The organism is Pseudomonas sp. LB3P93, from assembly GCF_054898025.1.
In genome coordinates this window covers 3,234,487-3,258,691 of the sequence record NZ_CM142713.1, presented here as the reverse complement: position 1 = coordinate 3,258,691, position 24,205 = coordinate 3,234,487, and the positions used below count along the sequence as shown (strand labels likewise).

19 protein-coding genes are annotated in these 24,205 nt (G+C 61.0%); 2 read left to right on the top strand and 17 right to left on the bottom strand.

Annotation, left to right across the window (positions count from 1 at the left end):
* Nucleotides 1-74: 74 nt before the first annotated feature.
* From ACYZT8_RS14735 to ACYZT8_RS14710, 6 genes are all read right to left on the bottom strand, one after another.
* The gene (locus ACYZT8_RS14735; RefSeq protein WP_461982229.1) at nucleotides 75-1,856 is read right to left on the bottom strand and encodes an acyl-CoA dehydrogenase C-terminal domain-containing protein; all 1,782 of its coding nucleotides are present in this window, start codon (nucleotides 1,854-1,856) and stop codon (nucleotides 75-77) included.
* A gap of 7 nt (nucleotides 1,857-1,863) precedes the next feature.
* A complete protein-coding gene (locus tag ACYZT8_RS14730) occupies nucleotides 1,864-4,383 on the bottom strand; it encodes an efflux RND transporter permease subunit (protein WP_461982227.1) in 2,520 nt (839 codons plus the stop codon).
* A gap of 15 nt (nucleotides 4,384-4,398) precedes the next feature.
* On the bottom strand, nucleotides 4,399-5,487 hold the full coding sequence (locus tag ACYZT8_RS14725; protein ID WP_461982225.1) for a WD40/YVTN/BNR-like repeat-containing protein: 1,089 nt from the start codon (nucleotides 5,485-5,487) through the stop codon (nucleotides 4,399-4,401).
* Between the two features lie 149 nt (nucleotides 5,488-5,636).
* The gene (locus tag ACYZT8_RS14720; RefSeq protein WP_461982223.1) at nucleotides 5,637-6,995 is read right to left on the bottom strand and encodes a DUF1329 domain-containing protein; all 1,359 of its coding nucleotides are present in this window, start codon (nucleotides 6,993-6,995) and stop codon (nucleotides 5,637-5,639) included.
* A 41-nt stretch (nucleotides 6,996-7,036) separates the two neighbouring features.
* Complete coding sequence (locus tag ACYZT8_RS14715; RefSeq protein WP_461982221.1) at nucleotides 7,037-9,049, bottom strand: DUF1302 domain-containing protein; 2,013 nt, start codon at nucleotides 9,047-9,049, stop codon at nucleotides 7,037-7,039.
* A 124-nt stretch (nucleotides 9,050-9,173) separates the two neighbouring features.
* Nucleotides 9,174-9,740, bottom strand: coding sequence for an RBBP9/YdeN family alpha/beta hydrolase (locus tag ACYZT8_RS14710; RefSeq protein ID WP_461982474.1), 567 nt, complete (start codon nucleotides 9,738-9,740; stop codon nucleotides 9,174-9,176).
* Nucleotides 9,741-10,096: 356 nt separating this feature from the next.
* On the opposite strand from ACYZT8_RS14710, the gene ACYZT8_RS14705 reads away from it, so the two are divergent.
* The gene (locus tag ACYZT8_RS14705; RefSeq protein ID WP_461982219.1) at nucleotides 10,097-11,146 is read left to right on the top strand and encodes an AraC family transcriptional regulator; all 1,050 of its coding nucleotides are present in this window, start codon (nucleotides 10,097-10,099) and stop codon (nucleotides 11,144-11,146) included.
* 126 nt (nucleotides 11,147-11,272) lie between these two features.
* Here the strand turns inward: ACYZT8_RS14705 and ACYZT8_RS14700 are convergent, their stop codons facing one another.
* From ACYZT8_RS14700 to ACYZT8_RS14665, 8 genes are all read right to left on the bottom strand, one after another.
* Complete coding sequence (locus tag ACYZT8_RS14700) at nucleotides 11,273-12,283, bottom strand: YeiH family protein (RefSeq protein WP_461982217.1); 1,011 nt, start codon at nucleotides 12,281-12,283, stop codon at nucleotides 11,273-11,275.
* Nucleotides 12,280-12,606, bottom strand: coding sequence for a Rieske (2Fe-2S) protein (locus tag ACYZT8_RS14695; protein WP_461982215.1), 327 nt, complete (start codon nucleotides 12,604-12,606; stop codon nucleotides 12,280-12,282). Before ACYZT8_RS14695 ends, ACYZT8_RS14700 begins: the two co-directional genes overlap by 4 nt.
* Nucleotides 12,603-13,265: a DsbA family oxidoreductase gene (locus tag ACYZT8_RS14690; RefSeq protein ID WP_461982213.1), complete on the bottom strand. Its 663-nt coding sequence runs from the start codon at nucleotides 13,263-13,265 to the stop codon at nucleotides 12,603-12,605. The genes ACYZT8_RS14695 and ACYZT8_RS14690 overlap by 4 nt, the downstream gene beginning before the upstream one ends.
* Nucleotides 13,262-14,581, bottom strand: a complete 1,320-nt coding sequence (locus ACYZT8_RS14685) for an MFS transporter (RefSeq protein ID WP_461982211.1) — start codon at nucleotides 14,579-14,581, stop codon at nucleotides 13,262-13,264. Before ACYZT8_RS14685 ends, ACYZT8_RS14690 begins: the two co-directional genes overlap by 4 nt.
* Nucleotides 14,582-14,671: 90 nt before the next feature.
* On the bottom strand, nucleotides 14,672-15,724 hold the full coding sequence (locus ACYZT8_RS14680) for a beta-keto acid cleavage family enzyme (protein ID WP_461982209.1): 1,053 nt from the start codon (nucleotides 15,722-15,724) through the stop codon (nucleotides 14,672-14,674).
* An 84-nt stretch (nucleotides 15,725-15,808) separates the two neighbouring features.
* Nucleotides 15,809-16,657, bottom strand: a complete 849-nt coding sequence (locus tag ACYZT8_RS14675) for a TauD/TfdA dioxygenase family protein (RefSeq protein ID WP_461982207.1) — start codon at nucleotides 16,655-16,657, stop codon at nucleotides 15,809-15,811.
* A gap of 14 nt (nucleotides 16,658-16,671) precedes the next feature.
* Nucleotides 16,672-17,652: a quinone oxidoreductase family protein gene (locus ACYZT8_RS14670; protein WP_461982205.1), complete on the bottom strand. Its 981-nt coding sequence runs from the start codon at nucleotides 17,650-17,652 to the stop codon at nucleotides 16,672-16,674.
* 218 nt (nucleotides 17,653-17,870) lie between these two features.
* Complete coding sequence (locus ACYZT8_RS14665) at nucleotides 17,871-19,646, bottom strand: SulP family inorganic anion transporter (protein WP_461982203.1); 1,776 nt, start codon at nucleotides 19,644-19,646, stop codon at nucleotides 17,871-17,873.
* A 305-nt stretch (nucleotides 19,647-19,951) separates the two neighbouring features.
* Between ACYZT8_RS14665 and ACYZT8_RS14660 the strand changes: the two genes are divergently transcribed.
* Nucleotides 19,952-20,596 carry an MliC family protein gene (locus tag ACYZT8_RS14660; protein ID WP_461982202.1) on the top strand — a complete coding sequence of 215 codons (645 nt, stop codon included), beginning with the start codon at nucleotides 19,952-19,954 and terminating at the stop codon, nucleotides 20,594-20,596.
* A 15-nt stretch (nucleotides 20,597-20,611) separates the two neighbouring features.
* On the opposite strand, the gene ACYZT8_RS14655 is transcribed toward ACYZT8_RS14660, so the two are convergent.
* The 3 genes from ACYZT8_RS14655 to nirB are packed head-to-tail and all read right to left on the bottom strand — an operon-like array spanning nucleotide 20,612 to nucleotide 24,019.
* Nucleotides 20,612-21,052, bottom strand: coding sequence for a CBS domain-containing protein (locus tag ACYZT8_RS14655; protein ID WP_461982200.1), 441 nt, complete (start codon nucleotides 21,050-21,052; stop codon nucleotides 20,612-20,614).
* A 28-nt stretch (nucleotides 21,053-21,080) separates the two neighbouring features.
* Nucleotides 21,081-21,458 carry a nitrite reductase small subunit NirD gene (gene nirD / locus ACYZT8_RS14650; protein WP_461982198.1) on the bottom strand — a complete coding sequence of 126 codons (378 nt, stop codon included), beginning with the start codon at nucleotides 21,456-21,458 and terminating at the stop codon, nucleotides 21,081-21,083.
* Entirely contained in the window at nucleotides 21,458-24,019 is a 2,562-nt protein-coding gene (gene nirB / locus ACYZT8_RS14645; protein ID WP_461982196.1) for a nitrite reductase large subunit NirB, read from the bottom strand. Before nirB ends, nirD begins: the two co-directional genes overlap by 1 nt.
* Nucleotides 24,020-24,205 lie beyond the last annotated feature (186 nt).

The window sequence follows — 24,205 nt, the reverse complement described above, 5'->3', positions numbered from 1 at the left end:
TACACCCGGGCCCCACCGGTGATGGTCGGCGAGGCCCGCTGGCGCACTTCAGCTCCACTCCCCTCCAAGATGAGTTACTTGAACTGCTCGGCTCGCAACGCATAAAGGCACTCGCTGCCTGCCTTGGCCGAGGCGCTCAACGAGTGAATGCGCGGTAGCAGACGGGCGAAGTAAAAACGCGCGGTCGCCAATTTGCTTGCATAAAAATCATCCGTTGAGTGCGTGCTCATGGAGGCCTTGGCCATACGCGCCCAGAGGTAGGCATACGTGGTGTAGCCAAAGACATGCAGGTATTCGACCGAGGCTGCACCGATTTCATTCGGGTTGTTCCGCGCTCTATCAAGCAGCCACTCAGTGAGCTCATCGAGGGAGTCCACCGCCGCATTCAACGGCCTGGTGAATTCGCCGAGGTCAGCGCAGGCATTGGCGGTGAAGTGACGGATCTCCGACGCAAACAACCGGTACAACGCCCCGTTGCTGGCGACAATCTTGCGCCCGACCAAGTCCAGCGACTGAATACCGTTGGTGCCTTCGTAGATCTGGGTGATGCGCACATCACGCACCAATTGCTCCTGGCCCCACTCGCGGATATAGCCGTGTCCGCCGAAGATCATTTGGCCGTGCAAGGTGCTTTCCAGGCCCATGTCGGTGAGGAAAGCCTTGGCTACCGGGGTCAGCAGAGCCACCAGGTCCCGGGCGCGACTGCGTCGGGTCGCATCCTCGCTGTACTTGGCGGTATCCAGTTGCAGCGCGACATAGCTGGAAAACGCGCGGCCGCCCTCGTTCAGTGCTTTCATGGTCAGCAACATACGCCGAACGTCCGGGTGAGCAATGATCGGGTCGGCGGTTTTGTCCTTGTGCTGCGCACCCGTTGGCGCACGGCTTTGGAGGCGGTCAAGAGCGTACGCGACAGCGTTCTGGTACGAGCGCTCGCCTTGGGCCAGGCCCTGGATACCGACGCCAAGACGCTCGTAGTTCATCATGGTAAACATCGCCGCCAGGCCTTTGTCCGGTGCGCCAACAATCCAGCCGGTGGCACCGTCAAAGTTCATCACGCAGGTGGCGGAGGCCTTGATCCCCATCTTGTGTTCGATGGAGCCGCACGACAATGCGTTGTTTTCGCCCAGCGAACCGTCGGCATTGATCAGCACCTTCGGCACCAGGAATAGCGAAATGCCTCTCGGCCCGGCGGGCGCATCCGGTAGTCGCGCCAGTACCAGATGGATGATGTTCTCGGTCAGATCGTGCTCGCCGCCGGTGATGAAAATCTTGCTGCCACTGATTTTGTAACTGCTGTCGGCCTGTGGCTCGGCACGTGTGCGAATCAGGCCGAGGTCGGTGCCGGCGTAGGCTTCGGTCAGGCACATCGAACCGGTCCAGGTGCCGGCGTACATGTTTGGCAAGTACTTGGCTTTCAGTTCTTCGCTGGCGTGGGCGTTGATTGCCAGACAGGCGCCAGCCGTCAGCATCGGGTACAACCCAAACGACAGGCTGGCCGCGTTGACCATCTCTTCGACCTGTGCGCCGATGACCTTGGGCATGCCCATGCCACCGAACTGCGGTTCGCCGCCCACCCCCACCCAACCGCCTTCGGCGAAGGCTTGATAGGCCTCGGCAAAACCGTCGGGGGCAGTGACCGAGCCGTTGCTCCAGGTGCAGCCCTGTTCATCGCTGACGCGATTCAAGGGTGCGATGACTTCACCACTGAACTTGCCGGCCTCCTCCAGGATGGCGGCGGCGGTTTCGTCATCAATCACGTCGACAAGACCGGGCATTTTGGCCCACAGCCGGGAGACCTGGAAAACCTCGTTGAGTACGAAGCGCATGTCGCGCAGGGGAGCTTTGTAATCAGACATAGTTGGCTTACTCGGAAGTCGTCAGGGCATGGGGCACGCCGGGACGTTCAGTGGTTTCGAAGTTGTCGGCTGCCGTGACAGGGCCGCGTTCGGATGACCGCTCGCGCAGCAGAAAGTAAGAAAGGGCCGGGATCAGAATCAGCGCGCCCAACATGTTCCACAGGAACATGAAGGTCAGCAGGATGCCCATGTCGGCCTGGAACTTGATCGGCGACCAGACCCAGCACACCACGCCTGCCGCCAAGGTGATGCCGACCAATCCCACCACCCGACCGGTAAACGACACGGCGTTGCGGTAGGCCTGAGTCAACGGCAGTCCCTGGCGCTGGTAATGCAGCTGCACGCTGAGCAAGTACAAGGCGTAGTCGACGCCGATCCCCACCCCCAGTGCGATCACGGGCAGGGTCGCGACCTTCACCCCGATACCCATGGCGACCATCAGTGCCTCGCAAAGGATCGATGTCAGGACCAAGGGCAACAGGGCGACCAGCGTGGCGCGCCAGCTGCGGAACGTGATCAGGCAGAACAACGTGACCGCCGCATACACATAAAACAGCATGGTGTGATTGGCCTCGCGCACCACAATGTTGGTCGCGGCCTCGATCCCCGCCGACCCGGCCGCCAACAGGAACTTTCGCTCGTCGCTATTGTTCTCACGGGCGAATCGCTCGGCGATTTCCACTACCGCATCCAGGGTCTCGGCCTTGTGATCCTTGAGGAAGGTAATCACCGGCATCAGCGAACAATCGGTGTTGAACAATTCCGGGGAATTGACCGAGGCCTGCTGCGCGGCGTAGTTCAGGACGTCCTGGTTGCGCTGGATGCTGTTGAGCTTGGGATTGCCCTCGTAGGACCCGGCCGTGATCTGGCGCACCGCATTGACCAGCGAAGCCGTCGCTTGCACCCCCGGGTTCTGTTGCAGTTCCCAGGCCAGACGATCGGCGAGGATCAGCGTCTTGTAGTTCAGGCAGCCTTCCGGTGCGGTCTTGATCATCACCGCGAACAGGTCGCTGGACAGCGCGTAATGGCTGGTGATGTAAGCGTTGTCACGGTTATAGCGAGAATCGGCGCGCAACTCCGGTGCACCGCTTTCCAGGTCGCCAATCTTCAATTGCAGGCTGACCATGAACCCGCCGATGCCCATCAGTACCGCGACCAGCACGGCGCCCGTGGCCCACTTGGCCGTGGTGAAGCGGTCGAGAAAGTCCCACAGTTTGCCGAAGCCCTTGTGCACATCGGCGCGGGAATCGATTTTCAGTGCGCGTTCGGCAGCCTTGGCGCCGACACCGACGTAAGACAACGCGACCGGCATCAACAACAGCGAGGTGAAAATCAACACCGCCACACCGATACTGGCGGTAATGGCCAGGTCGCGGATCACCGGGATGTCGATCAGCATCAGTACCGCGAACCCGACGGCGTCGGCCAACAGCGCGGTGACCCCGGCAATGAAGAGGCGGCGAAAGGTATAGCGGGCGGCAATCAGCTTGTGGGTGCCACGAGCGATGTCCTGCATGATCCCGTTCATTTTCTGCGCCGCGTGGGACACGCCGATGGCGAAGATCAGGAACGGCACCAGCACCGAATACGGATCGATGGCATAACCCAGCCAGGCGACGATGCCGAGCTGCCAGACCACGGCGATCAGCGAGCAGCCGACCACCAGCAAAGTGCTGCGCACACAACGGGTGTAGGCGTAAATGATGAGCAGCGAAGTGACCACCGCCAGGCCGAAGAACATCATCACCTGGATCAAGCCGTCGATCAGGTCACCCATCAGTTTGGCGAAACCGATCACCCGGACCTTGTACTGGCCCTTGCCCTCCTCCCCTGACTTGCGCGCGGCGCTGTCACCGGCGAATTCGATCTGGTCGCGCAATTGCTCTTCGAGCACCTGCGAAAAGGCGTGGTAGTCGATGCGCTTGCCGCTGGCCGTGGCCTTGTCCAGCAGCGGCACGATCAGCATGCTCGACTTGAAGTCGCTGGCCACCAGGCTGCCGACGATGCCGGCGCGGGAGATGTTCTGGCGCAACTGTTCGATTTCTTCCGGCTTGCCCTGGTAGGTATCGGGCATCACCGGGCCACCCTGGAAACCCTCTTCGGTGACTTCCGTCCAGCGCACCGCCGGGCTCCACAGCGACTTCATCCACGCACGGTCGACGCCTTCGGTGAGGAACAGACGGTCGTTGACCTGTTTGAGCACGTCCAGGTAACCGGGGTCGAAGATATCGCCCTGGGTGTTCTCGACCACCACCCGCACCGAGTTACCTAAACCGCGCAACGACTGACGGTTTTCCAGGAAATTCTTGATGTACGGCTGACTCTGCGGAATCATTTTTTCGAAGCTTGGGCGCAGCTCCAGGCGCGTCGCGGCCATGTAGCCCAACACCACGGTAGCCAGTGCCATCAGCAGCATGAACAGCGGACGGTAGTTGAACACCAGCCGTTCCAGCAGGTTGCCGGATTGGCGGTCAAAGTCCCGCAGATTGCGGATCACCGGCATGGCATCTTGTTTGATATTGCCCATGTCTGGGTTCTCGCTCTAAAGGTTCGGGGACTTGTTCACGGACAACGTCCGTACACCACGGCTGCCAACCACCACCAGCGCACCGTCGGTGGCGCGCGCGACGCCCGTTACCGGTGCCGGTTCGACTTGCTGCACAAAGCGCATTTGCGCGCCGCTACCCTCGCTGACCAGCCTCTGTCCGCCCTGGGTGAACAAGCGGTAATTGCCCTGGGCATCGGTGATGCCGGCGGTGATGCTGACGTGCAGGCCGCTGTCCAGTGCTGCCCAGCTTTGGCCGCCATCCGTACTGCGCAGCACATTGCCGCGCAGGCCGTAGACCAGCACCTCGCCGGGCTTGCCGAGAACGCCAAAAAAGCTCCCTTGATAGGGTGTCTGCACGGCGGCGAAGCGTTGCCCGATGTCATCCCACTTAAGCAACAGGCCCTGCTCTCCGGCGATGTACAGCGCGTCACCGGTTGAAGCGATGGCGTTGAGGTGAAAGCTCTGCGGGTTGTCGGTGCGATCCTGGAAAGGCGTCCAACTCTGGCCGCCATCCTCGGTGCGCAGGATCAGGTTGAATACCCCGACCACATAGCCGACGCGATCGTTGGCAAACCAGACATCGAGCAAGGGTTTGTCCGCGCCCTGCTCCGCCAGGCGTTCACCTTCGGCGACCAAAACCGGCCATTGCTGGTTATCGGGTTCGGCACCGGCCAACGCTTGGTAATGCTTGACCAGCAAGGCACCGATTTCACGACCGTCCAGCTGCTTGCGCCAGGTCATGCCGGCGTCATCGCTGTGCAACACCACGCCGTCGCCACCCACCGCCCAGCCCTGTGTGGCGGAAGGAAAAGTCACGGCATTGAGATCGGCGCTGACCGGCACCGCAGCCTGTTGCCAGTGCTTGGCGCTATCGTCGGAAAAGAGAATATGGCCACGCTGGCCGACGGCGATCAGGCGGTCGCCTGCGCGGGCCAACCCGGATAACGGGCTGCTGATCGCCAGGGCACTGGCCTTGGCCGGCAGATCCAGCACGTCGACATAAGTGGATGCGTGACCCAGGCCCTGCAACATCGCAAGCAGTGCGCCAAGCGCCAGCTGCAGGTAATTTTTGTACAAGCACATACCGCGTCCTCTTCGGAAAAACGCGCCAGAACACACATCCGTGTGCCCGACGTTCAAACCCCGCACCCGCAACGATCGGAATGCACCGACCGGCGTGCGGTCACGCAGCCTTGCAGCGGCGGACCGAACGGACGATTGTCCCGGTTTGCTTAGCGAATCCCGCTACCGGCCAGGGATTCCGCCGACCATTGCGCCTTGGAAAGCGGATCGATGTACTTGATGCCGCCGTAAGGCCCTACTACACCGTTGATGTTGTACGAGCCGCCGACCAGGTCGTAGATCATGAAAGGCGTGGAGTCCGGGACCTGCTTGTCGTAGCTCTGGCTGAGGAAGGCGAAAGAGCCACGGTACAGCTGACCACGGGCGTCGTACTGGTCGGAGGCCACAGCGGTCCAGCTGTCTTCGTCCAGATAGAAGCGGCGCTTCTGGTAAATGTGACGGGCGCCGGACTTGAGGTTGCCCTCGACCACCCACACGCGGTGTTTTTCCCAACGCACGTAATCCGGTGCCAGGTGATTGGCCGTGGTCAGCGACTTCGGATCCTGGGCGTAGGTCAACTTGTAGGTGTTGTAGGGCACGATCATTTCCTGCTTGCCCACCAACTTCCAGTCGTAGCGGTCCAGCGCACCGTTGAACACGAAAACATCGTCGTAGGTGCCCGCACCGGCAGTGCCAGGGTTTGGCGTGTCGTAGGCCAGGTTCGGTGCCAGCTTGACCCGGCGTTGACCCGGCAGGTATTGCCAGGCGCGGCGCGGTTGCTGCAGTGGGTTGGCGGCGTCTTTAAGCATTACCGCTTCGCCGGCCCGACGTGCGGGGCCGGTGTAGGACAGCTTCATCTGGTAGTACACATCGTCGCTGCGGATCGGCTGTGTCAGGTTTTCATAGATCGGATAGGAAATGTTCGCCTGTCCGGTGATCGCCAGGCTCGCGACGCCGGCGGAGTCGACGTTCCAGGAGTCGTACTTGGAACTGATGTTGACGCCCTGATAGCGCAGCAGGAAGTTCCACATCGCTTCATTGCCAGACTGCGGGATCGGAAATGGCACGCCAGGCAGTACGTTGTCGATGGCCAGCCCGCCTTCGAGGGACTTGGCGCCAGTGGCATTTTTCACCCCGTTGTCCAGCACGGCCTTGGGCAGTGTAACGGTGCGGTGAGTCGGGTAGACGTTGACATGGAAGCTGGGGAAACGCTTGGCCAGTTCTACCGTGGTCGCGGTCAGCGCGCCCTTGTATTGGTCGACGTTTTTGCCGTCGATCACCAACAGCGGTTTCTCGTCGGCGAAAGGGTCCGGGCGCATGCTGTCACCGGCCTTGAACGAGGCTGGCGGCGTGGTCAGGCCACCAGCGTAGGCGGGAATCGAACCATCGGCGTTCCCGGCTTTTTCAGCGCCGACCAGCGTCAGGCTGCTGCCCAGCTTTGCGGCTTCGCCTTCGGATACAGCGGCCTGTGCCTGGGCGGCGATGGCCATGGCCAGCGATGCGGCCAACACGGTTTGCATGAATTTCATCTTGTTATTCTCCTGCTTGCGCCGAGCAAGCCAGTGGTGAATCAAAAGGTGGTTTTCATCGTCAGGTACACAGCGCCACGGTCCGCCGTGGTCGCGCCGCCGCCTGAAAATGCTGAGTAACCACCGGCGTAACACGCGTAGTTTTCATTACCGCTGAACGCGTTGGGTGTAGAACCGTCACCGCTGCTGGCATTGGCCGCGCCAGTGCTCGAACCGCTGACGTTGCACTTGTCGGTCTTGCCGAAAGCGTCCACGTACTTCAGGTCGACGAAGTATTTGTTGTACACAACGGCACCGATGCCCACCGCATAGTTGCCGGTGTCTTTGGCACCGCCACCGGAGACCGGCGACACGCCGTCGAGACCGACGTTGACGGACATCGGTGCGTTGAGATCGACGCCGGGGAACACCTGATACCAGGTCGGAGTGAAGTTGATCGCGATGCCCCAGTTGTCCCGGGTCGGCGCGTCGATACCGCGATAGGTGTCTTTGCCTTTGTAGAGCGCCTCGTTCTTGCTATCGAGCTTGAGCAAGTTGCTGTAATACAGTTCGGCCAGCAGGGTCGCCGAATCGAACACCGGGGTTTTCGGCAGGGTCATCAGGCCGTTGAGCGTCCAGTGCAACGTGTCACCGGTGGCGCCCATGCTGTCGCCCTTTTCCGGGGTGTCATAGATCACGCCAGTAGCAGCCGTGCGCGCGGGCAACAGTCCCAGGCCGGCGCCCAATCCCAGTGGGCTCGTCGAGCTGACAATCGCCGGAATACTCGCCAGCGGCATGTTGTGACGGATGTTCAGGTCCGACCCCACGCTCACACCGCCGACATCTTTGGAAAGGCTCAAGCCGACAATGTGAATGTTGTCCGCATACGCCAATTGATAAGTGCTGGTGCCCAGTGAGTTGAGCGTGTTGACGACAGCAGGCACTTGCCCGGCCGGACGCGTTCCGTTCGGGTTGGCCGACGTCAGCCCGGTGGCGTCCAGCCAGGCTTGCGGCAGGATTTCCGACGTGTTGCGGTAGTAAGCGCCGAGGGTGCCGTCCAGCCAGGCAGGCGACCACTTGGCCATGACGCCCCAGTCGCCGCGTTTGTCCGGCGTCAGGTCATGCCCCCGACGCACGTTGGTCAACCCGTTGCACGGCGCCAGACCACAGCCCAGCGGGCTGCCTGGAACCACGGAGTTGGTGTTGCCGAGCAGGAACGACTGCGCACCGAAACCGACGAGGTCGGAACCGCCATAGTAGGTGCCGGCTTCCGGCAGCCGGGCGGCATCCCAGTCGAGGAAATACTGGGCACCGACCGTCAACTCGGGATTGATGGTGAACGACATCGACAGCTGGTTACGCGGGACGAACAGCTCCTTGGCTTCCGTACCCGGCGACGCTGCCAGTTTGGCCAGGTCGAGGCCGGATTGGCCATAGCTCATCGAATGCACCGGGTTGAGAAGTGTCTCGCCCCAGAACACGTTGTGCTGGCCAGCCTTGACGCTCAGTAATGACTCCTCGCCCACTTCGGTGCTGTAGAACACGAAGGCATCAAGGATTTCGCCGGAAGGACCGGTGTAGTAGCGCTGGGCGTAATTGCTCAGGTGCGGGCTGCCATTGCCGACATTGTCACCGGTGACGCCGGCAAGACGCGGATCGTTGGCAACCAGGCCCGAGCGTGCATCGTTGCCGTTGACGAACGGGTTGGAATTCGAACCGGTGTTCTCATACGCCTTGTCGTACCAACTGGCGGCGCTGACACGAAAACCCATGTGGTTCTGGTAGACCACATCCATCTCGGTCAACAGGTCGACACGGTTGGTGATGTTGGTGCCGGACCTGCGAAAGTTGTAGTCACCGTCGTTGTTGTTCGGTGTTCCCAACATGCGCTTGTCGGCGCTTTCAGTGCGCACACCGTAGTTGTACTTGACGGTGTTATCCAGACGCGCGGTCCAGTCCGGGTTGCCGGTGTCGAGCTCTATCGCCTGGGCGACTGGCATGCTTGCAGCCAGAATGGCCGTGGCCAACAAACTGTAAGGTGATGGTGCAAACCCGTGACGCTTAGTGTTGTGCATTGCGTTGTCTCCGCCTTTTTGTATTTGTTTTAAGCGCAGCTTCCCTAACGCCCCCTTGTTCCAGGGGTTGGCGTTTCAGGTATGAGGGTAAATGCCGGTTGGCTTGCACCAGCCGGCTCCTGAACTAGCGATCCAGCTCGAGAATGAGGGCTTCGGCTTGCGGCCAATGCCCATAACCTGCTGCCGGATTGAGATGACCGACTTCGCCCAGATTGAGCAGTTCGCTACCCCAGCCTTCTGCCAGGCGCGTCACGGCGTCCAGGCTGGCGAGATGATCGTTGGTGCTGCCGACCACCAGGCTGCGAAATGGCAGCGGGCCAGTCGGCAGAGGATCCCAACCGTTGGTACGCAGGGATTCGGCGGACGGGTAGCCTTGCGGCCATGAGGCGGCGAGGTCCGGCGGCGCAGCCAGCAGCGCGCCCTTGATTGGATGGCTGTGCGTTGCTGCCCAGTGCGCGACCATCAACACGCCGGCACTGTGAGCCACCAAAATCACCGGGCCGTCGATCTGCGACAGTTCGTGCTGGATGGCCTCGACCCGCTTGCTGCAGTCGAGCTTGTCGGTCTGAAGCGGCGGCACACTGCGCACTTTGCACAGTTTGGCCTCAAGCAACGTTTGCCAATGCTCGGCAACGTGCTCGCGCAGGCCCGGGACGATCAGAATGGTTGCGGCAGTTTGCAGTTTGTCCACTTCAACACCTTCGCTTTCGCGGTGACTCGGCTGACTCTGTGGCCAGCGCTTTCTTGTAGGACTGACATTAAAGAGCGCCCACCCCCAGCGCTTTTCATTGGACGTCATGCACTTTTCTTTTGATGACACGTTGGGGGGTGCTGGACGGTGCGCGACCGTTGGTCAAAAAATCCCACAGGTGCGTTGCAGGCCGCTGTAATCAATGGATGCAGGCCGACTGACGGTGTTGAACGTGATGTTTGCGGGCTGCGCAAGGCGCGCCGTCGTCGATGACATCGCAACTGTTCAAGTGGCGATGTGCTGGATATAGTCGCCACGATGATTTCCACCGCAACTGGCCCAGGAAGGTCCTTCGCATGACCAAGCTCGTTCGCGCCGCTGTCTTGACCAACTACCTGGAGGTCACTCAGTACCTGTCGTTCAACCCGCGAGATGTAATGGCCGCCGTCGGCTTGAGCAAGGCCCAGCTGCAAGCCCCTGAACACCGGATCCCTATTGATTCCGCCGTGCGCCTGCTGGAAGACTCGGCGGCCGCCAGCGGTTGCCAGACCTTCGGCCTGGGCATGGCCGAGTCGCGCCAGCTTTCAGACTTCGGCGTGGTCAGCCTGCTGCTCAGCCATCAGCGCACGCTGCGTGAGGCTTTGCAGGTGGTGGTGAACTACCGGCATCTGATGAACGATTCGCTGGCCATCTTCATTGAAGAGGCCGGCAAGATGGTGATCATTCGCGAAGAGGTGGTCACCGAGAGCCCCATGCCCAGTCGGCAAGCCAATGAGCTGGCGATCGGCGTGATGTTTCGCCTGTGCGCGGCCCTGCTCGGTTCACACTGGCATCCGTACAGCGTCAACTTCACCCATCAGCCCCCCGACAACCTGCAACTGCACCGTCGTCTGTTCGGATGCACATTGGAGTTCGGCAGCGAGTTCAACGGCATTGTCTGTTCCAACGCCAGCCTCGACATGACCAACCCCCATGCCGATCCGGCCATGGCGCGTTATGCCCAGAGTTACCTCGACTCGTTGCAGAGTCACGATGGCTCGTCAATGTTGTTCGAGGTGCGTAAAGCCATTTACCTGCTGCTTCCCATGGGCCGTGCCACCATCGAGCAGATTGCCCAAAGCCAGGGCATGAACGTTCGAACCCTTCAGCGCCGGCTCAAGGACGATGGCTGCGCCTTCAACGACCTGATCAACGACGTGCGCCGCGACCTGGTGTTGCGCTACCTGGAAAACCCGAATTACTCGCTGGGCCGTATCGCTGACATGCTCGGCTACTCCATGGCCAGTTCCTTCACACGTTGGTTCATCACCCAGTTCGGCATGCCGCCCGCCGTCTGGCGCGCCGCGCAGAAACAGCCAAAGGCACCGCCCCCTCCGACCACCCTGCCCGACCCCGCCGCCCCCTGATCACCCACTAACACCTTCAACAAAAAAAACGGCGACTGCTGGTGCAGTCGCCGCAAAGAACCGGTGTTTATGACACCGGTCGGAAGCCTCGTTACGCTAGGAGTAAACGTAACAAGGCCCTGCCATTCAAGCCCCCCAGTGCAGCAACAACAGCACCAGTACGACCAGGAAGATCGTCTCTCCCACCATCAATAGAATCGGTTTGATACCCACTGACGCCAGCTCCTTGAGCTGGGTTTTCATGCCCAGGGCGCTGATCGACACCACCAGGCACCAGCGCGACAACTCATTGACCGAACTCTGCACGACTGGCGCCACCCACCCGGTGCTGTTGATACAGGCCAGCATCAGAAAACCGACGGCGAACCATGGCAACAGCGGCGGCCGTTTGCCGGTGGGGTCGGCGCCCTGCATTCGGGTGATCATGGCCGCGGTGACGATCACCGGCAGCAACATGGCCACGCGCATCAACTTGACCACCGTGGCCGTGTCGCCGGTCTCGGTCGACATGCTGTAACCGGCGCCGACGACCTGGGCGACATCGTGGATGGTGGCCCCGAGGAACACGCCGGCCACCTGGGGCGACAATTGCAGCCAGTTGGCGATCATCGGGTAGACGATCATCGCCAGGGTTGATAACGCCGACACCCCGATCACCGTGAACAGCGTGGCGCGTTCTTTTTGCGGATGGTTGGGCAGTGCCGCCGCCAGCGCCAAGGCCGCCGAGGCACCGCAAATCGCCGTTGCGCCACCGGTGAGCATGCCGAACAGACGCTGGAACCCCAGCGCCTTGGCCGCGACCACCGACACGCCGATGGTCACCACCACCAGAATCACCACCAGGGCAACGGGTTTCCAGCCCAGCGCAGCCATCTGTTCCAGGGTGATACGCATGCCCAGCAGTGCCACACCGATGCGCAACACACTGCGTGCGGTGAATTCGATGCCGGCCTTGCAAGGGCCGTCATCGGCCAGAAAATTCAGCGCCATGCCCAGCAACAACGCAAACAACATGACGGGCGCACCGTAGTGCTCGGACAAAAACGACGCGGCGGCCGCCACGATCAGACTGACAATAAACCCCGGGGCCAATTCGCGCGTGCGGCTATGGATACGGGTAAGAGCGATGGCGCTCATGGCGCGGACTCCTCGGGAACAATGACGATGAACGCCTGGTCGTTGATGATCTCGACCGGGTAGTTGTTGACTTTGACCTGCCTGGAATTGAGCAGGTAGCCGCTGTGCAGATCGAAGCGCAAACCATGGGCGCAACATTGAATCACCCGCCCCTCAAGACGCCCGCCACACAGCGAGGCGCCCTGGTGCGGGCAGCTGTCGTCGATCGCGAACAGGTGCCCGTCGACGTTGAACAACGCCAGGCTTTTGTCTTCGAACTCGAACAGCGCCCGGCCACCGGCCTGCGGGTGTTTGCCGGCAGGTACGGGAATGCGCCGGGTCATGCCGGCTGCCGCTCGCGCTCACTTTCCTGGAGGGCTTGGTGCATGGCCCCGAGCAGCGCCTGGGCAGGTTGGGCACCGATCACCGTCATGCGACGATCGAACTGGAAACTCGGCACGCCACTGGTCGCACCGGGGGATCCTGCAAATGGCGTGGCGTCGCCCGTCAGGCAATCGAGCAATGCGTCGGCATCGACGCCGCAGGAGCGGGCAATCGCGAGCAAGGTCTCGCGGCATCCAAGGTTTTCGCGTTTGCGGAAATAAGCGGCGAACAGCCGTTCGAGCAACATTTCACGCTGTGCAGCATTGCCCAGTTCGCTGACTCGCTCGAACAGGCGATGGGCGTCTGCGGTGTTGGGCATCGTCTCGATCTGGCTGAGGTCGATGGTCAGTCCAACCGCCGCGGCAGCCTGTTGTACCTGGGCCTGGCGCATGGTCATAGCGCCGGCATTGCCCAGACGCTTGCGGTAGAAATCGGCGAAGGGCTCACCTTGTACCGGCAACTGAGGCAGCAACTGCACGCCATGCCACACCGTAGTGATCTGCACATCCGGATGGCGACTGCGAAACTGTACCTGTGCATGCTCCAATTGGCGTTTGCCGATCAGGCACCAGGGGCAGATAAAATCGAAAAACACATCAATATCTAAACGACGACTCACAACTTCACCTCGAACCCGGCTTGACTGACGGTGTCAGGCACGCGCTGACCCTGAAGACGGGCAATATCTTTGTGGTAGTGACACTTGGCGTAAAAGAACACGGCCGCTGCCGCGATACTGACCAGTGGCACCAGTTGGAAAGCGGCATGCAGGCCGATGAGGTCCGACACCCTTCCTGTGATGAACGGCCCCGGCGCCAGTCCCAGCATGTTGTTGGCCAATGTCAGCGTGGCGAAGGCCGTGCCATGGACCGAGTAATGGGTCAAATTGGCAACCATCGCCCCGGCGGGGCCAGTGGTGCCGGCGGCGATCAGCATGCCCAGACAAATCAGAGCCAATTGCAAAGGCCCTGCCGTGAGCGCAAACGCCGCCGACAACAGCAGGCAACTGCCCAGACAATAGGCAATGGCCAGCGCGACCTTGCGCTCCGGCGACTGGCGACATAGCCGGTCACTGAGCATGCCGCACAGGATCATCCCCGCACCGCTGCACAGCACGATCATCGCCGCGACACCGCCCGCCTTGTCCGTCGCCATGTCGTAATAACGATTGAGGTAACTGGGCATCCACACAATCACGGTGCCACCGACAAACAATTGCAGCCCACTACCCACGTAGGTGGCAATCACTGAAGGGCTGGACCACAACGTGCGCAACGGACGCTTGACCGTCGCAACCGCCTTGTCCGCGACGCATTTGGGAGCAATGCGTGCTTCCTTGACGATGATCGGATAAAGCACCGCCAGCAGCAGGCCGAACAGCGACATGCCGGCAAACGACCAGCGCCAGCCCAACTTGGCGGCGATTGCCCCGCCCAACGCCATGCCCAATACCGAACCGAACATGCCGCCCGCCATGAAGGCGCTGGCCAGCGTCGCCCGCAGGTGTTTGGGAAACACCGAAATCACCACGGCGATGCCGACGCTGCCGTACGCGGCTTCACCGACACCGACCATGAACCGGGCAATGAACATCTGCTGATAGTCCTGCGCCAGCGCACAGCCCAATGTGGCGATGCTCCAAAGCAGGGCCATCAAGGCCAGGCTCTTGACCCGACCGAAACGGTCCGCCAGCAAGGACAGAGGAAATGTCAGCAAGCCCACCATCAGGGCGACGATGCCGCTGAGCAAGCCCAACTGGCCGTCACTCAGGGCCCACTCGCCCTTGAGCATCGGGAATACGGCGTTGAGCACCTGGCGCGACATGTAATCGGAGATCAACAGGCCGAACGTCAGTGCAAAGACGATCCAGGCATACGGGCGCGCAACAGTGACGGCACAGTCGTCATCGTCTGCGGTGATTGGGTGAAAGGCCATTCAGCCTCCTCGAATCTCTGTTTTATTGTTGTTATCGAGCGTGTAGCCAGTCAGCGAGCGGGAGTCCATCGACCTCCCGCTCACCGTCGGTCAGCCGCGTTGTGGCACGCCTTTCTGTCCAGCCTTGCGGTTGGGGGCCATGCCGTTGGCCAGCAATGTTTCTTCGATGCTTTGGTACTGCACACCGATGCGGTAGATCTCACGAGCTTCCTTGCCGCTGGCGATTTCACGACCCAGTTCGTGGGCAATGCGCACGGTTTGCTTGATCTGCGCCACGGAGCCGAAACGGTCACCCTTGTGATCAATGATAGTGTCTTCATTGCCTACGCGCGGGTGCATACCCATGGCCATCGACATGGTGTTAAACGGCATGACGTTCTTGAGTAGCGACTCGGAGGTCAGGGTGCAACCGTCCGGCGCGCGGTGGATGAAGTTGAAGAAGTTGAACGGATTAGGGCCATCGAAACCGCCACCGATACCGATCCAGGTCAGGTTCAGCGGTCCCATGTACACGCCCTTGCGCACCAGGCGCTCAAGCGTTTCCATGGCGTGCATGCCGGTCAGCTGAAAATGTGGCTGCACGCCAGCGGCTGTCAGGCGTCGCAAGTGCTCCGCTACCCACGCCGGGCCGGCCGGCACGGTCATTTCGCTGTAGGCGGCCTGATAAAGCGGGTTGGCCAGGGACGTGCCTTCCAGGTATTCCGGGTACAGCAGTTCCATGATGTTCATCTGGGTGGTGTTGATCGCCACCGTCACCTGATCAGGTTTGGGCGTCAGCTCGGCCAGCATGTGGCGCGTGTCGTCCGACAGCCACTTGGCGGCTTCGCCATCGCCTTCAGGGGCGAAGGAAATCGAGCCGCCGACCTGGATGATCATGTCCGGAACGGCTTCACGCACGCCGGCGATCAGTTCGTTGAACTTGGACAGGCGCTTGGAGCCCTTGCCGTCCAGCTCACGTACATGCAGGTGCAGGACGGTGGCCCCGGCTTCATAGCAATCGACCGCTTTCTGCACCTGCTCATCCATGGTCAGGGGGATGTCTTCGGGAAAGTCTTCCGGCATCCATTCCGGGCCGTACGGGGCCACGGTGATGACCACTTTTTCCATGTTTTCCGGGTGCAGGGAATCGTCAAAAAATTGCATGAGGTACTCCTGTTTTTATGGTTTTCCACCCAGCCGGGAACCTGCCCGGCGGGCGCATTTACGAGTTCGAATGCAGAGGGACGGTCAGAACGTCTTGTCACCGATGATCCCGGCACGTTCCATCTTGCGATGGCACGGCGGATAGTCCATGACGGCGTAGTGCTGGGTACTGCGGTTGTCCCAGATGGCGATGCTGTTCGGCTTCCAGCGCCAGCGAACCTGGTATTCGGGGATGTAGGCCTGGCTGATCAGGTAACGCAGCAGCTCGCCGGCACCTGGGTTGGCGTCCTGGCCGAAGCGCACCCGATCAGGGGTGTGGTAGTTGCTGAAATGGGTCGCGAAGGCGTTGACGAACAGCACTTTTTCCCCGGTTTCCGGGTGGGTGCGCACCACCGGGTGCTCGGCATCCGGGTACATTGCCTTTAGTGCCAGGCGCTTCTCGATCGGCATCGCCGCGCCGAAGCTCGCTTCGATGCTATGGCGGGCGCGCAGGTCAGCAATTTTCACTTTCACGTCATCCGGCAACTGCGCATACGCCTCAACCATGTTGGCCCACATGGTGTCACCGCCCACTGGCGGGCACTCCACGCAGCGCAGTACACAGCCCATCGGCGGCGCCTCGCGCCAGGTGGCATCGGTGTGCCAGGCATTTTCGTAGCGGTCCATCGGCTGGTCCGGGTTCTTGTAGATACGCACCAGGCCCGGATGGTCCGGATCGCTGCCGGCGACCGGATGATCCTCCAGTTCGCCGAAGCGACGGGCGAAAGCCACGTGCTCGGCACGGGTGATGTCCTGATCGCGCAGGAACACCACTCGATGCTTGAGCAACTGAGCACGAATCTCGGCGAAAAGACCGTCGTCGTGGATCGCATCAGCGAGGTTCACGCCGATCAGTTCCGCGCCGATGTTGCAGGTCAATTGTTCGACTTTCATGGCGGGCAACTCCCTTAAATGACGAAAATCGACGAGCCCGTGGTCTTGCGTGACTCCAGGTCGCGATGGGCCTGCACAGCATCTTGCAAGGCGTAATGCTGGTTGATTTCGATCTTGATCTTGCCGCTGCCGACGTGGTCGAACAACTCGCCGGCCAGGGCGGCTTTTTCCGCCGGGTCGGCAATGTAGTCAGCCAGCGCAGGACGGGTCAGGAACAGTGAGCCCTTCATCGCCAGCATCACCGGATCGAAGGCCGGGATCGGTCCGGACGCCGTGCCGACGCAGACCATCAGGCCGCGCCGTTTGAGCGAATCCAGCGAACCCATGAAAGTGTTCTTGCCGACACTGTCGAACACTACGTTGACGCCCACGCCGTCCGTCAACTCGCGCACGCGCTGGGCGACATCTTCGTGGCTGTAGTTGATGACATGGTCGCAGCCATGGGCCTTGGCAATTTCGCCTTTGACATCAGTGGATACGGTGCCGATGACGTTCAGACCAAGCAGTTTGGCCCATTGCGAAACGATCAGGCCGACACCGCCGGCGGCGGCGTGCAGCAGAATGCTGTCGCCGGCCTTGAAGTCGTAGATGCGCCGCATCAGGTACGAGGACGTCAGGCCGCGCATGGTCATGGCCGCGGCCGTCTCGAAACTGATGGTTTCCGGCAGTTTGATCAGCGGCGCGGCCGGGATCAGGCGCTCGGTGCTGTAGGCACCCAGGGTATTGAGGAAACCGGTGTAGGTGACGCGATCCCCCACTTGAACGTTGGTCACGCCCTCGCCAATGGCCTGGACCACGCCGGACGCTTCGACACCCATGCCGTTGGGCATCGGGATCGGGTAGGTGCCGTTGCGAAAGTAGGTGTCGGCATAGTTCAGGCCAACGGCTACCTGCTTGAGACGTACCTGGCCTGGGCCAGGATCACCGACTTCGACCTCTTCATAACGAAGCACGTCGGGACCACCAGTTTCGTAGAAGCGTACGGCTTTGGCCATTTTTGTTATTCCCCAGTCTGCATTATTGTCGAGCTGCGTCGAATTGCGCTGATTGGACTGTAGGACGACGTCTGGCTAGCCGCTTCTCATCAGACGACAATGGCTTTTCATTTCATGACAGCTTGCGCGTCCTCTGTGCGCCTGCGACGGAGGACTTACTCAGCGGTGCTTTTACGCTTGTCACGCGGGTTCAAGGCGATCGAGATTGGCTAAATCGCTCAGCGATCTTCCTCTTCCTCGCCCATTGAATACGTCATCAGATAGCGGCTGACCGCGGCATTTATAGTGGGGAAAAACGCCTCTTCGCCAAGCCGCTCGTACAAACCGAATCGCTTGAGCTTGTCTTTGACCGGGTCCTTCATTTCCGCGATGCACAGTTTGATCTGCGCTGCCTGCAGGGTGTCCGCCAAGTCGGCCAGCATGTCCGCAGACGTCACGTCCACGCTGGTCACCGGTTCCGCCGTGACGACCAGCCAGTTCACAGGCGTCGGCGATGCCGCCAGGGCATTCAGTACGCGGTCCTGGAACAATTCGGCGTTGGCGAAAAACAACGGTGCATCCCAGCGGAACAGGACCAGCCCGGGAATGAGGCGCACGTTGGGATAACGCTGGATGTCGTGGTAACCCTGGATGCCCTCGACGCGACCCAGCACCGCCGAATACGGACGCCAGCCGTCCCATAAAAATTCGATGACGGCAATCAGAATCGCGAGCCCGATGCCCTGAATCGCACCGAAAACGGCCACGCCAACGGTGCAGGCGATCGATAGCCAGAACTCCCAGCGTTGCATGCGATAGATTCGTCGCAGGTCGCTGATCTCGATCAAGCCAATCGCCGATGCAATCACCACCGCAGCCAATGCGCTGGTCGGTAAATGCTGCAGCAGGTTCGGCGCCACCAACAGCAACAAGGCCACACACAGCGCGCCGACGACGCCGGTCACCTGGGTTCTGGCACCAGCGGCCTCTGCCACCGGGGTACGTGACGAACTGCTGGAAACAGCGAAGCCCTGAAAGAGTCCAGCGGCCAGGTTGGCGATGCCAAGCCCTACCATTTCCTGATTCGGGTCGACATAAGTACGCGTCCGTGCCGCATAGACACGGGAAAGCACGCTGGTGTCGGCGAACGAAATGAGGGCGACGGCGCAACCGCCGACCAGCACAGGAACAATATCGGCGGTGGTGATCCAGGGGATGGCGAACGCCGGCAAGCCTTGCGGGAGCGCGCCGAGGACCGAAACGTTCGCGCGCGCAGCGAGATCCAGCACACCCACCGCGATGGTCGCCCCTGCCACGGCGATCAGGATGGTTGGCAGACGCTTGTAGCCCTTGAGCAGCAGGATGACCGCCAGAGTGGCAGCACCGACCATGAACGTCACCCCGTTGGTCTTTCCCTCCATGATCGCGGTGGCGATTGCCCACAGGTTTCTCAGTGGTCCGTCGGTTTCGATGGAAAAACCGAAGAGTTTGGGCAGTTGGCTGATCAGTACGGTCAGCGCTATCCCGTTCATGTAACCGTAGCGGATCGGTTTGGAAAGCAGCTCGGTGATGAAGCCAAGGCGTGCCACCCCGGCCAGGATGCATACCGTCCCTGAGACAATCGCCATCATGCCCGCCAGCGCTACGGCACGTTGCGGATCGCCACCGGACAGCGGCAGGACGACGGCGAGGATAACCGCAACCAATGAGGAGTCCGGCCCCAGCACCAGAATCCGGCTCGGCCCGAACAATGCGTAAGCGATTAGCGGGACGATGGTTGCGTAGAGCCCATAGATACCGGGAATGCCCGAAGCTTGCGCATAAGCGATACCGACGGGCACCAGCATAGTGGTCAGCACCAGGCCGGCCACGATGTCGTGCCGCAACCAGGCTAATGGGTATTTGCGCAGCGCATGGAGCCCCGGCATCCAGCGCCCCCACCCCGTCTGATCGCCCGACTTCACTCGCAAAGCAATCCGACCCGGCTCCGGAGGTGAACTATTGGAACCGTTCATAGGTTTGGCCTCCGTGTCGGATAAGCCTGAGACGGTTGAAGAAAGGTAATGGCGCTTGAAATCGGTAAAAAAAGCATAGCTGCTGGGAGAACGTTGCGTGCCCTCCTCCTGCCATTCAGCCATCTCCGGGCGGAGTGGTCAGCGGCGTGACATAGGACTTTGAGCGACATCCGCCGCCAGGCGGACATGGCAAGTTCTGAGCACTGACTTACACTGCGTACACCCTATGCAAACGAATGACTGTTCAACGGATGATAGGTCCCACGGCAATCCGGGCATCACGAAATGATCTGGTTGAATCCAGCATGAAAACGGTCACGGCCCCTTTCACCCGTCTGCTCGCTGCCAGCGTGTGCGCGGTGGCGAGTCTCTGCGCGAATGCAGCGTCCCCTCCCAGCATCGACTGCGCCCAGGTCAAGGCATCCGTCGAAAAGCTGATCTGTCGCGATCCGCAACTGACGCAAATGGATATCGAACTGACGCGTCTTTATCGCCTGGCGCTCACGGATGAACGTTCAGTTCCGCCCCCGGACAAAGTCATCATCGACCAGCAGTTCTGGATCGCTGCCCGCAATGATTGTGCCCCCGGGCCGGAACTCAAGCCGTGCATCATCCGAAGTTATGCCGAGCGCGCGCACCAGCTGCGCCAAGGCTCGGCCATCGTCCGAACCAAGGACCCGGACCGACTCACCGAAGGCCCCCTGGCTTTTCGTTGCGAAGGGCTAAACGCGCTGATTGCCGCCACCTTCTTCAACACGCGGCCGGGCGTCGTGTACCTGAAATGGGCGAACAACGCGATCACCCTTACCCAAGTGCAGAGTGACTATGGAACCCGATACACCGGCAAGGATAACCAGGGCACTTACAGCTTCTTGCAAGACGGTGGCGCGGTACTTTTCCAGAAGCCAGGCTCACGGGAGATGAGTTGTACGGTTGAGCCGACCGGCTGATGGCTTTGGCGCAACTCAGTGCCCGCGAATGTAATGCTCCAGCTGCCGTATCAGATCAGCCTGCTCGACGATGGCTTCCTTGACCAGATCGCCAATCGACAACAGGCCGATCAGCTCGCCATCGTCCACCACCGGCAAATGGCGCAGATGGCTGTCAGTCATGACTGCCATACAGCGTTCGATGCTCTGCTGACTCGGCGCAGTCACTACCGGCGCACTCATGATGTCGCGCACCGGCGTACCCACTGACGATCTCCCCTGAAGCACGACCTTGCGGGCGTAGTCGCGCTCGCTGATCACTCCGACCACCTGCCCGTTTTCGATGACGGGAAGTGCCCCGACGTTCTTTTCAGCCATGAGCTTCAGGGCCTCCAGAACCATCTCATCCGGGGCGATGCTATGCACCTGACGGTTTTGCACGACCTTGAGTTTGAGCAGTTGTGCGGCTGTTTTCATAAGTGCCTCCGAATGCCGTCAATGACCTTTAAACAACCCCGACTTCCACCACGCCACCGTTCAACCGCACCGGCCAGACCCGCAAGCGCTGTTGCGGGTATTCCAGGCAACTGCCGTCCTCAAGCCGGAAATGCTGTTTGTAGATCGGCGAGGCAACCACCAGATCGCCCTTGATGCTGCCGATCAACCCTCGACCGATGACATTCGCCCCGGATTGCGGGTCGTGATTGTCGATGGCGTACAGGGTCTTGCCCTCGGCACCGGGCAGGTAGAACAGCGCCACTTGTGCGCCGTCGAGCCACACGACGACGCCGGAGTTGCTGACCAGGTCCTGTTGCGCGCACACGGTTTGCCAGGCGTCGGTGTTTTCCAGGGAAGCGATGCGGTGGGTGGTGGGCTGGCTCATCAGGCAATCTCCTCGGTGACAGGGATAAGGTTGAGTTCGGCGGCCATGATCGGGCGTCGTTGACCGCGTTCCTGGACAAAGTGGATGTCCGGGTCCGGGCGTTTGTCGTTGACGAAGGTGCGGAAGCGCTTGAGTTTTTCCGGGTCTTTGAGGGCGTTGGCCCACTCGCATTCATAGCGGTCGACTACCAATTGCATCTGCGATTCGAGCTCTTCACCCAGGCCGAGGCTGTCGTGGATGATCACGTCCTTGAGGTAATCGAGGCCGCCCTCCAGGCTTTCGCGCCAGACCGAAGTGCGCTGCAATTTGTCGGCGGTGCGGATGTAGAACATCAGGAAGCGGTCGATGTAGCGGATCAGGGTTTCATCGTCCAGGTCGGTGGCGAACAGCTCGGCGTGACGCGGGCGCATACCGCCGTTGCCGGCGATGTAAAGGTTCCAGCCTTTCTCGGTGGCGATCACGCCGACGTCTTTGCTCTGGGCTTCGGCGCACTCGCGGGTGCAACCGGAGACGGCGAATTTGAGCTTGTGCGGCGAGCGCAGGCCCTTGTAGCGATCCTCGATGGCCAGCGCCATTTTCACGCTGTCCTGCACGCCGTAACGGCACCAGGTGCTGCCGACGCAGGACTTCACCGTGCGGGTGGATTTACCGTAGGCATGCCCGGTTTCGAAACCGGCTTCAATCAGCTCGGCCCAGATGTCCGGCAACTCATGCAGTTGCGCGCCGAACAGATCGATCCGCTGGCCGCCGGTGATTTTGGTGTAGAGGTCGTATTTCTTTGCCACCACGCCGATGGCGATCAGTTTGTCGGCGGTGATCTCGCCACCGGGGATGCGCGGCACCACCGAATAGGTGCCGTTTTTCTGCATGTTGGCCATGAAGGTGTCGTTGGTGTCCTGCAACGGCACCAGCGAGGCGTCCATGATCGGCTGGTTCCAGCACGACGCGAGGATCGAGCCCACCGCCGGTTTGCACACGTCGCAACCCGTGTGGCCACGGCCATGTTTGGCCAGCAGCTCTTCGAAAGTCATCACCCCTTCTACCCGCACCAACGCATAAAGCTCCTGACGGGTATAGGCGAAGTGTTCGCACAGGCTTTTGTCGACGCTGACGCCACGGGCAATCAGTTCATGCTCGAACACCTGCTTGAGCAGCCCTGCACAACCGCCGCAACCGGTGCAGGCCTTGGTCTGCGACTTGAGCAGGCCGAGGTCGGTGCAACCGCCGTCGATGGCTGAGCAAATGGAGCCCTTGGTGACGTTGTGGCACGAGCACACCGTGGCCGACTCGGGCAACGCGCCCGGGCCCAGGGTTGGTGCGCCTTCGGACGATGGCAGGATCAGGCTGGCAGGTTCCGCCGGCAGCGCAATCGCGTTCTGCATGTATTGCAGCAGCGTGTCGTAATAGCTGTTGTCACCGACCAGCACCGCGCCGAGCACATGCTTGCCGGTCGCATCCACCACCAACCGGCGGTAGCTGGCGGTGGTTTCGTCGATGAATTGATAACTGCGCGAGCCCGGCGTGCTGCCGTGCGCATCACCGATGGAGCCGACATCAACGCCCAACAGCTTGAGCTTGGTCGACATGTCCGCACCCATGAACGGCTCGGCAGCTTCGTTGCACAGCAGGGCGGCCACACCGCGCGCCATCTGGTAACCCGGGGCGACCAGGCCAAAAATGCTGCCATTCCACGCGGCACACTCGCCGATGGCGTAGATGTGTGGATCGCTGCTCAGGCATTGGTCGTCAATCACCACACCGCCACGCGGGCCGACTTCCAGCGAACACTGACGGGCCAATGTGTCTTGCGCGCGGATACCGGCGGAAAACACGATCAGGTCGGTTTCAAGAAATTCGTCATTGGCAAAATTCATCCGGTAGCGATAGTCCTCGCCGGCACTGATCGATTGAGTGCCGCGCGACAGGTGCACACCGACGCCGAGGCGTTCGATCTGTGCCTTGAGCGCACGACCGCCCTGCTCGTCCAGCTGCACCGGCATCAGGCGCGGCGCGAATTCCACGACATGGGCTTCCAGGCCGAGGCTTTTCAGGGCGTTGGCGGCTTCCAGTCCGAGCAAGCCACCGCCGACCACCACGCCGCGGCGGGCATTGGCCGCCGCGGCACGGATCGCATCGAGGTCTTCGAGGGTGCGGTACACCAGGCGCGAATCGCCCTCGGCGCCTTCGATCGGCGGCACAAACGGATAGGACCCGGTCGCCAATACCAGTGTGTCGTAGGCGACGCACCCTTGCGCGGTGATCAGCTGGCGCTTGGCGCGGTCGATTTCCAGCACCGGCACACCCAGGTGCAACGTAACGCCTGGCGTTTGGTACAGCGAGGCTTCGCCCAAGGCGAGCGACTCGGCATCTCGGCCGGTGAAGTATTCGGAAAGGTGCTCGCGGTCGTAGGCACGCATCGGCTCCTCGCTGAACACGTGCAGCCGATAATGATCAAGGGCACCGCGCTCGATCAGCTGTTCGACACAATGGTGTCCGACCATGCCATTACCGATCACGATCAGCGTTTGCAGCTTGTTCAACGCGGCGACATTGGAATTCATAAGAAGCACCCGGCTAAGCCCATCACGGTTCAAAAAGCAAAAAAAAACGCCTGAAACCTTTCGGTTCCAGGCGTCTTTGCCTGTTCTTTTGCGGTGTTGAAACCAGACGTCTATGCCTGACCCACCGATGTTGCCCACGAATCGATCGTCGTTGACCGAGGGGGCTGCCCACTCGACTGCGTTCAC

Bases quoted from the DNA above. Each gene is read 5' to 3' on its own strand.
- ACYZT8_RS14735 (WP_461982229.1), bottom strand. From the start codon at position 1,856: ATGTCTGATTACAAAGCTCCCCTGCGCGACATGCGCTTCGTACTCAAC.
- ACYZT8_RS14730 (WP_461982227.1), bottom strand. From the start codon at position 4,383: ATGGGCAATATCAAACAAGATGCCATGCCGGTGATCCGCAATCTGCGG.
- ACYZT8_RS14725 (WP_461982225.1), bottom strand. From the start codon at position 5,487: ATGTGCTTGTACAAAAATTACCTGCAGCTGGCGCTTGGCGCACTGCTT.
- ACYZT8_RS14720 (WP_461982223.1), bottom strand. From the start codon at position 6,995: ATGAAATTCATGCAAACCGTGTTGGCCGCATCGCTGGCCATGGCCATC.
- ACYZT8_RS14715 (WP_461982221.1), bottom strand. From the start codon at position 9,049: ATGCACAACACTAAGCGTCACGGGTTTGCACCATCACCTTACAGTTTG.
- ACYZT8_RS14705 (WP_461982219.1), top strand. From the start codon at position 10,097: ATGACCAAGCTCGTTCGCGCCGCTGTCTTGACCAACTACCTGGAGGTC.
- ACYZT8_RS14700 (WP_461982217.1), bottom strand. From the start codon at position 12,283: ATGAGCGCCATCGCTCTTACCCGTATCCATAGCCGCACGCGCGAATTG.
- ACYZT8_RS14695 (WP_461982215.1), bottom strand. From the start codon at position 12,606: ATGACCCGGCGCATTCCCGTACCTGCCGGCAAACACCCGCAGGCCGGT.
- ACYZT8_RS14685 (WP_461982211.1), bottom strand. From the start codon at position 14,581: ATGGCCTTTCACCCAATCACCGCAGACGATGACGACTGTGCCGTCACT.
- ACYZT8_RS14680 (WP_461982209.1), bottom strand. From the start codon at position 15,724: ATGCAATTTTTTGACGATTCCCTGCACCCGGAAAACATGGAAAAAGTG.
- ACYZT8_RS14675 (WP_461982207.1), bottom strand. From the start codon at position 16,657: ATGAAAGTCGAACAATTGACCTGCAACATCGGCGCGGAACTGATCGGC.
- ACYZT8_RS14670 (WP_461982205.1), bottom strand. From the start codon at position 17,652: ATGGCCAAAGCCGTACGCTTCTACGAAACTGGTGGTCCCGACGTGCTT.
- ACYZT8_RS14665 (WP_461982203.1), bottom strand. From the start codon at position 19,646: ATGAACGGTTCCAATAGTTCACCTCCGGAGCCGGGTCGGATTGCTTTG.
- ACYZT8_RS14660 (WP_461982202.1), top strand. From the start codon at position 19,952: ATGAAAACGGTCACGGCCCCTTTCACCCGTCTGCTCGCTGCCAGCGTG.
- ACYZT8_RS14655 (WP_461982200.1), bottom strand. From the start codon at position 21,052: ATGAAAACAGCCGCACAACTGCTCAAACTCAAGGTCGTGCAAAACCGT.
- nirD (WP_461982198.1), bottom strand. From the start codon at position 21,458: ATGAGCCAGCCCACCACCCACCGCATCGCTTCCCTGGAAAACACCGAC.
- nirB (WP_461982196.1), bottom strand. From the start codon at position 24,019: ATGAATTCCAATGTCGCCGCGTTGAACAAGCTGCAAACGCTGATCGTG.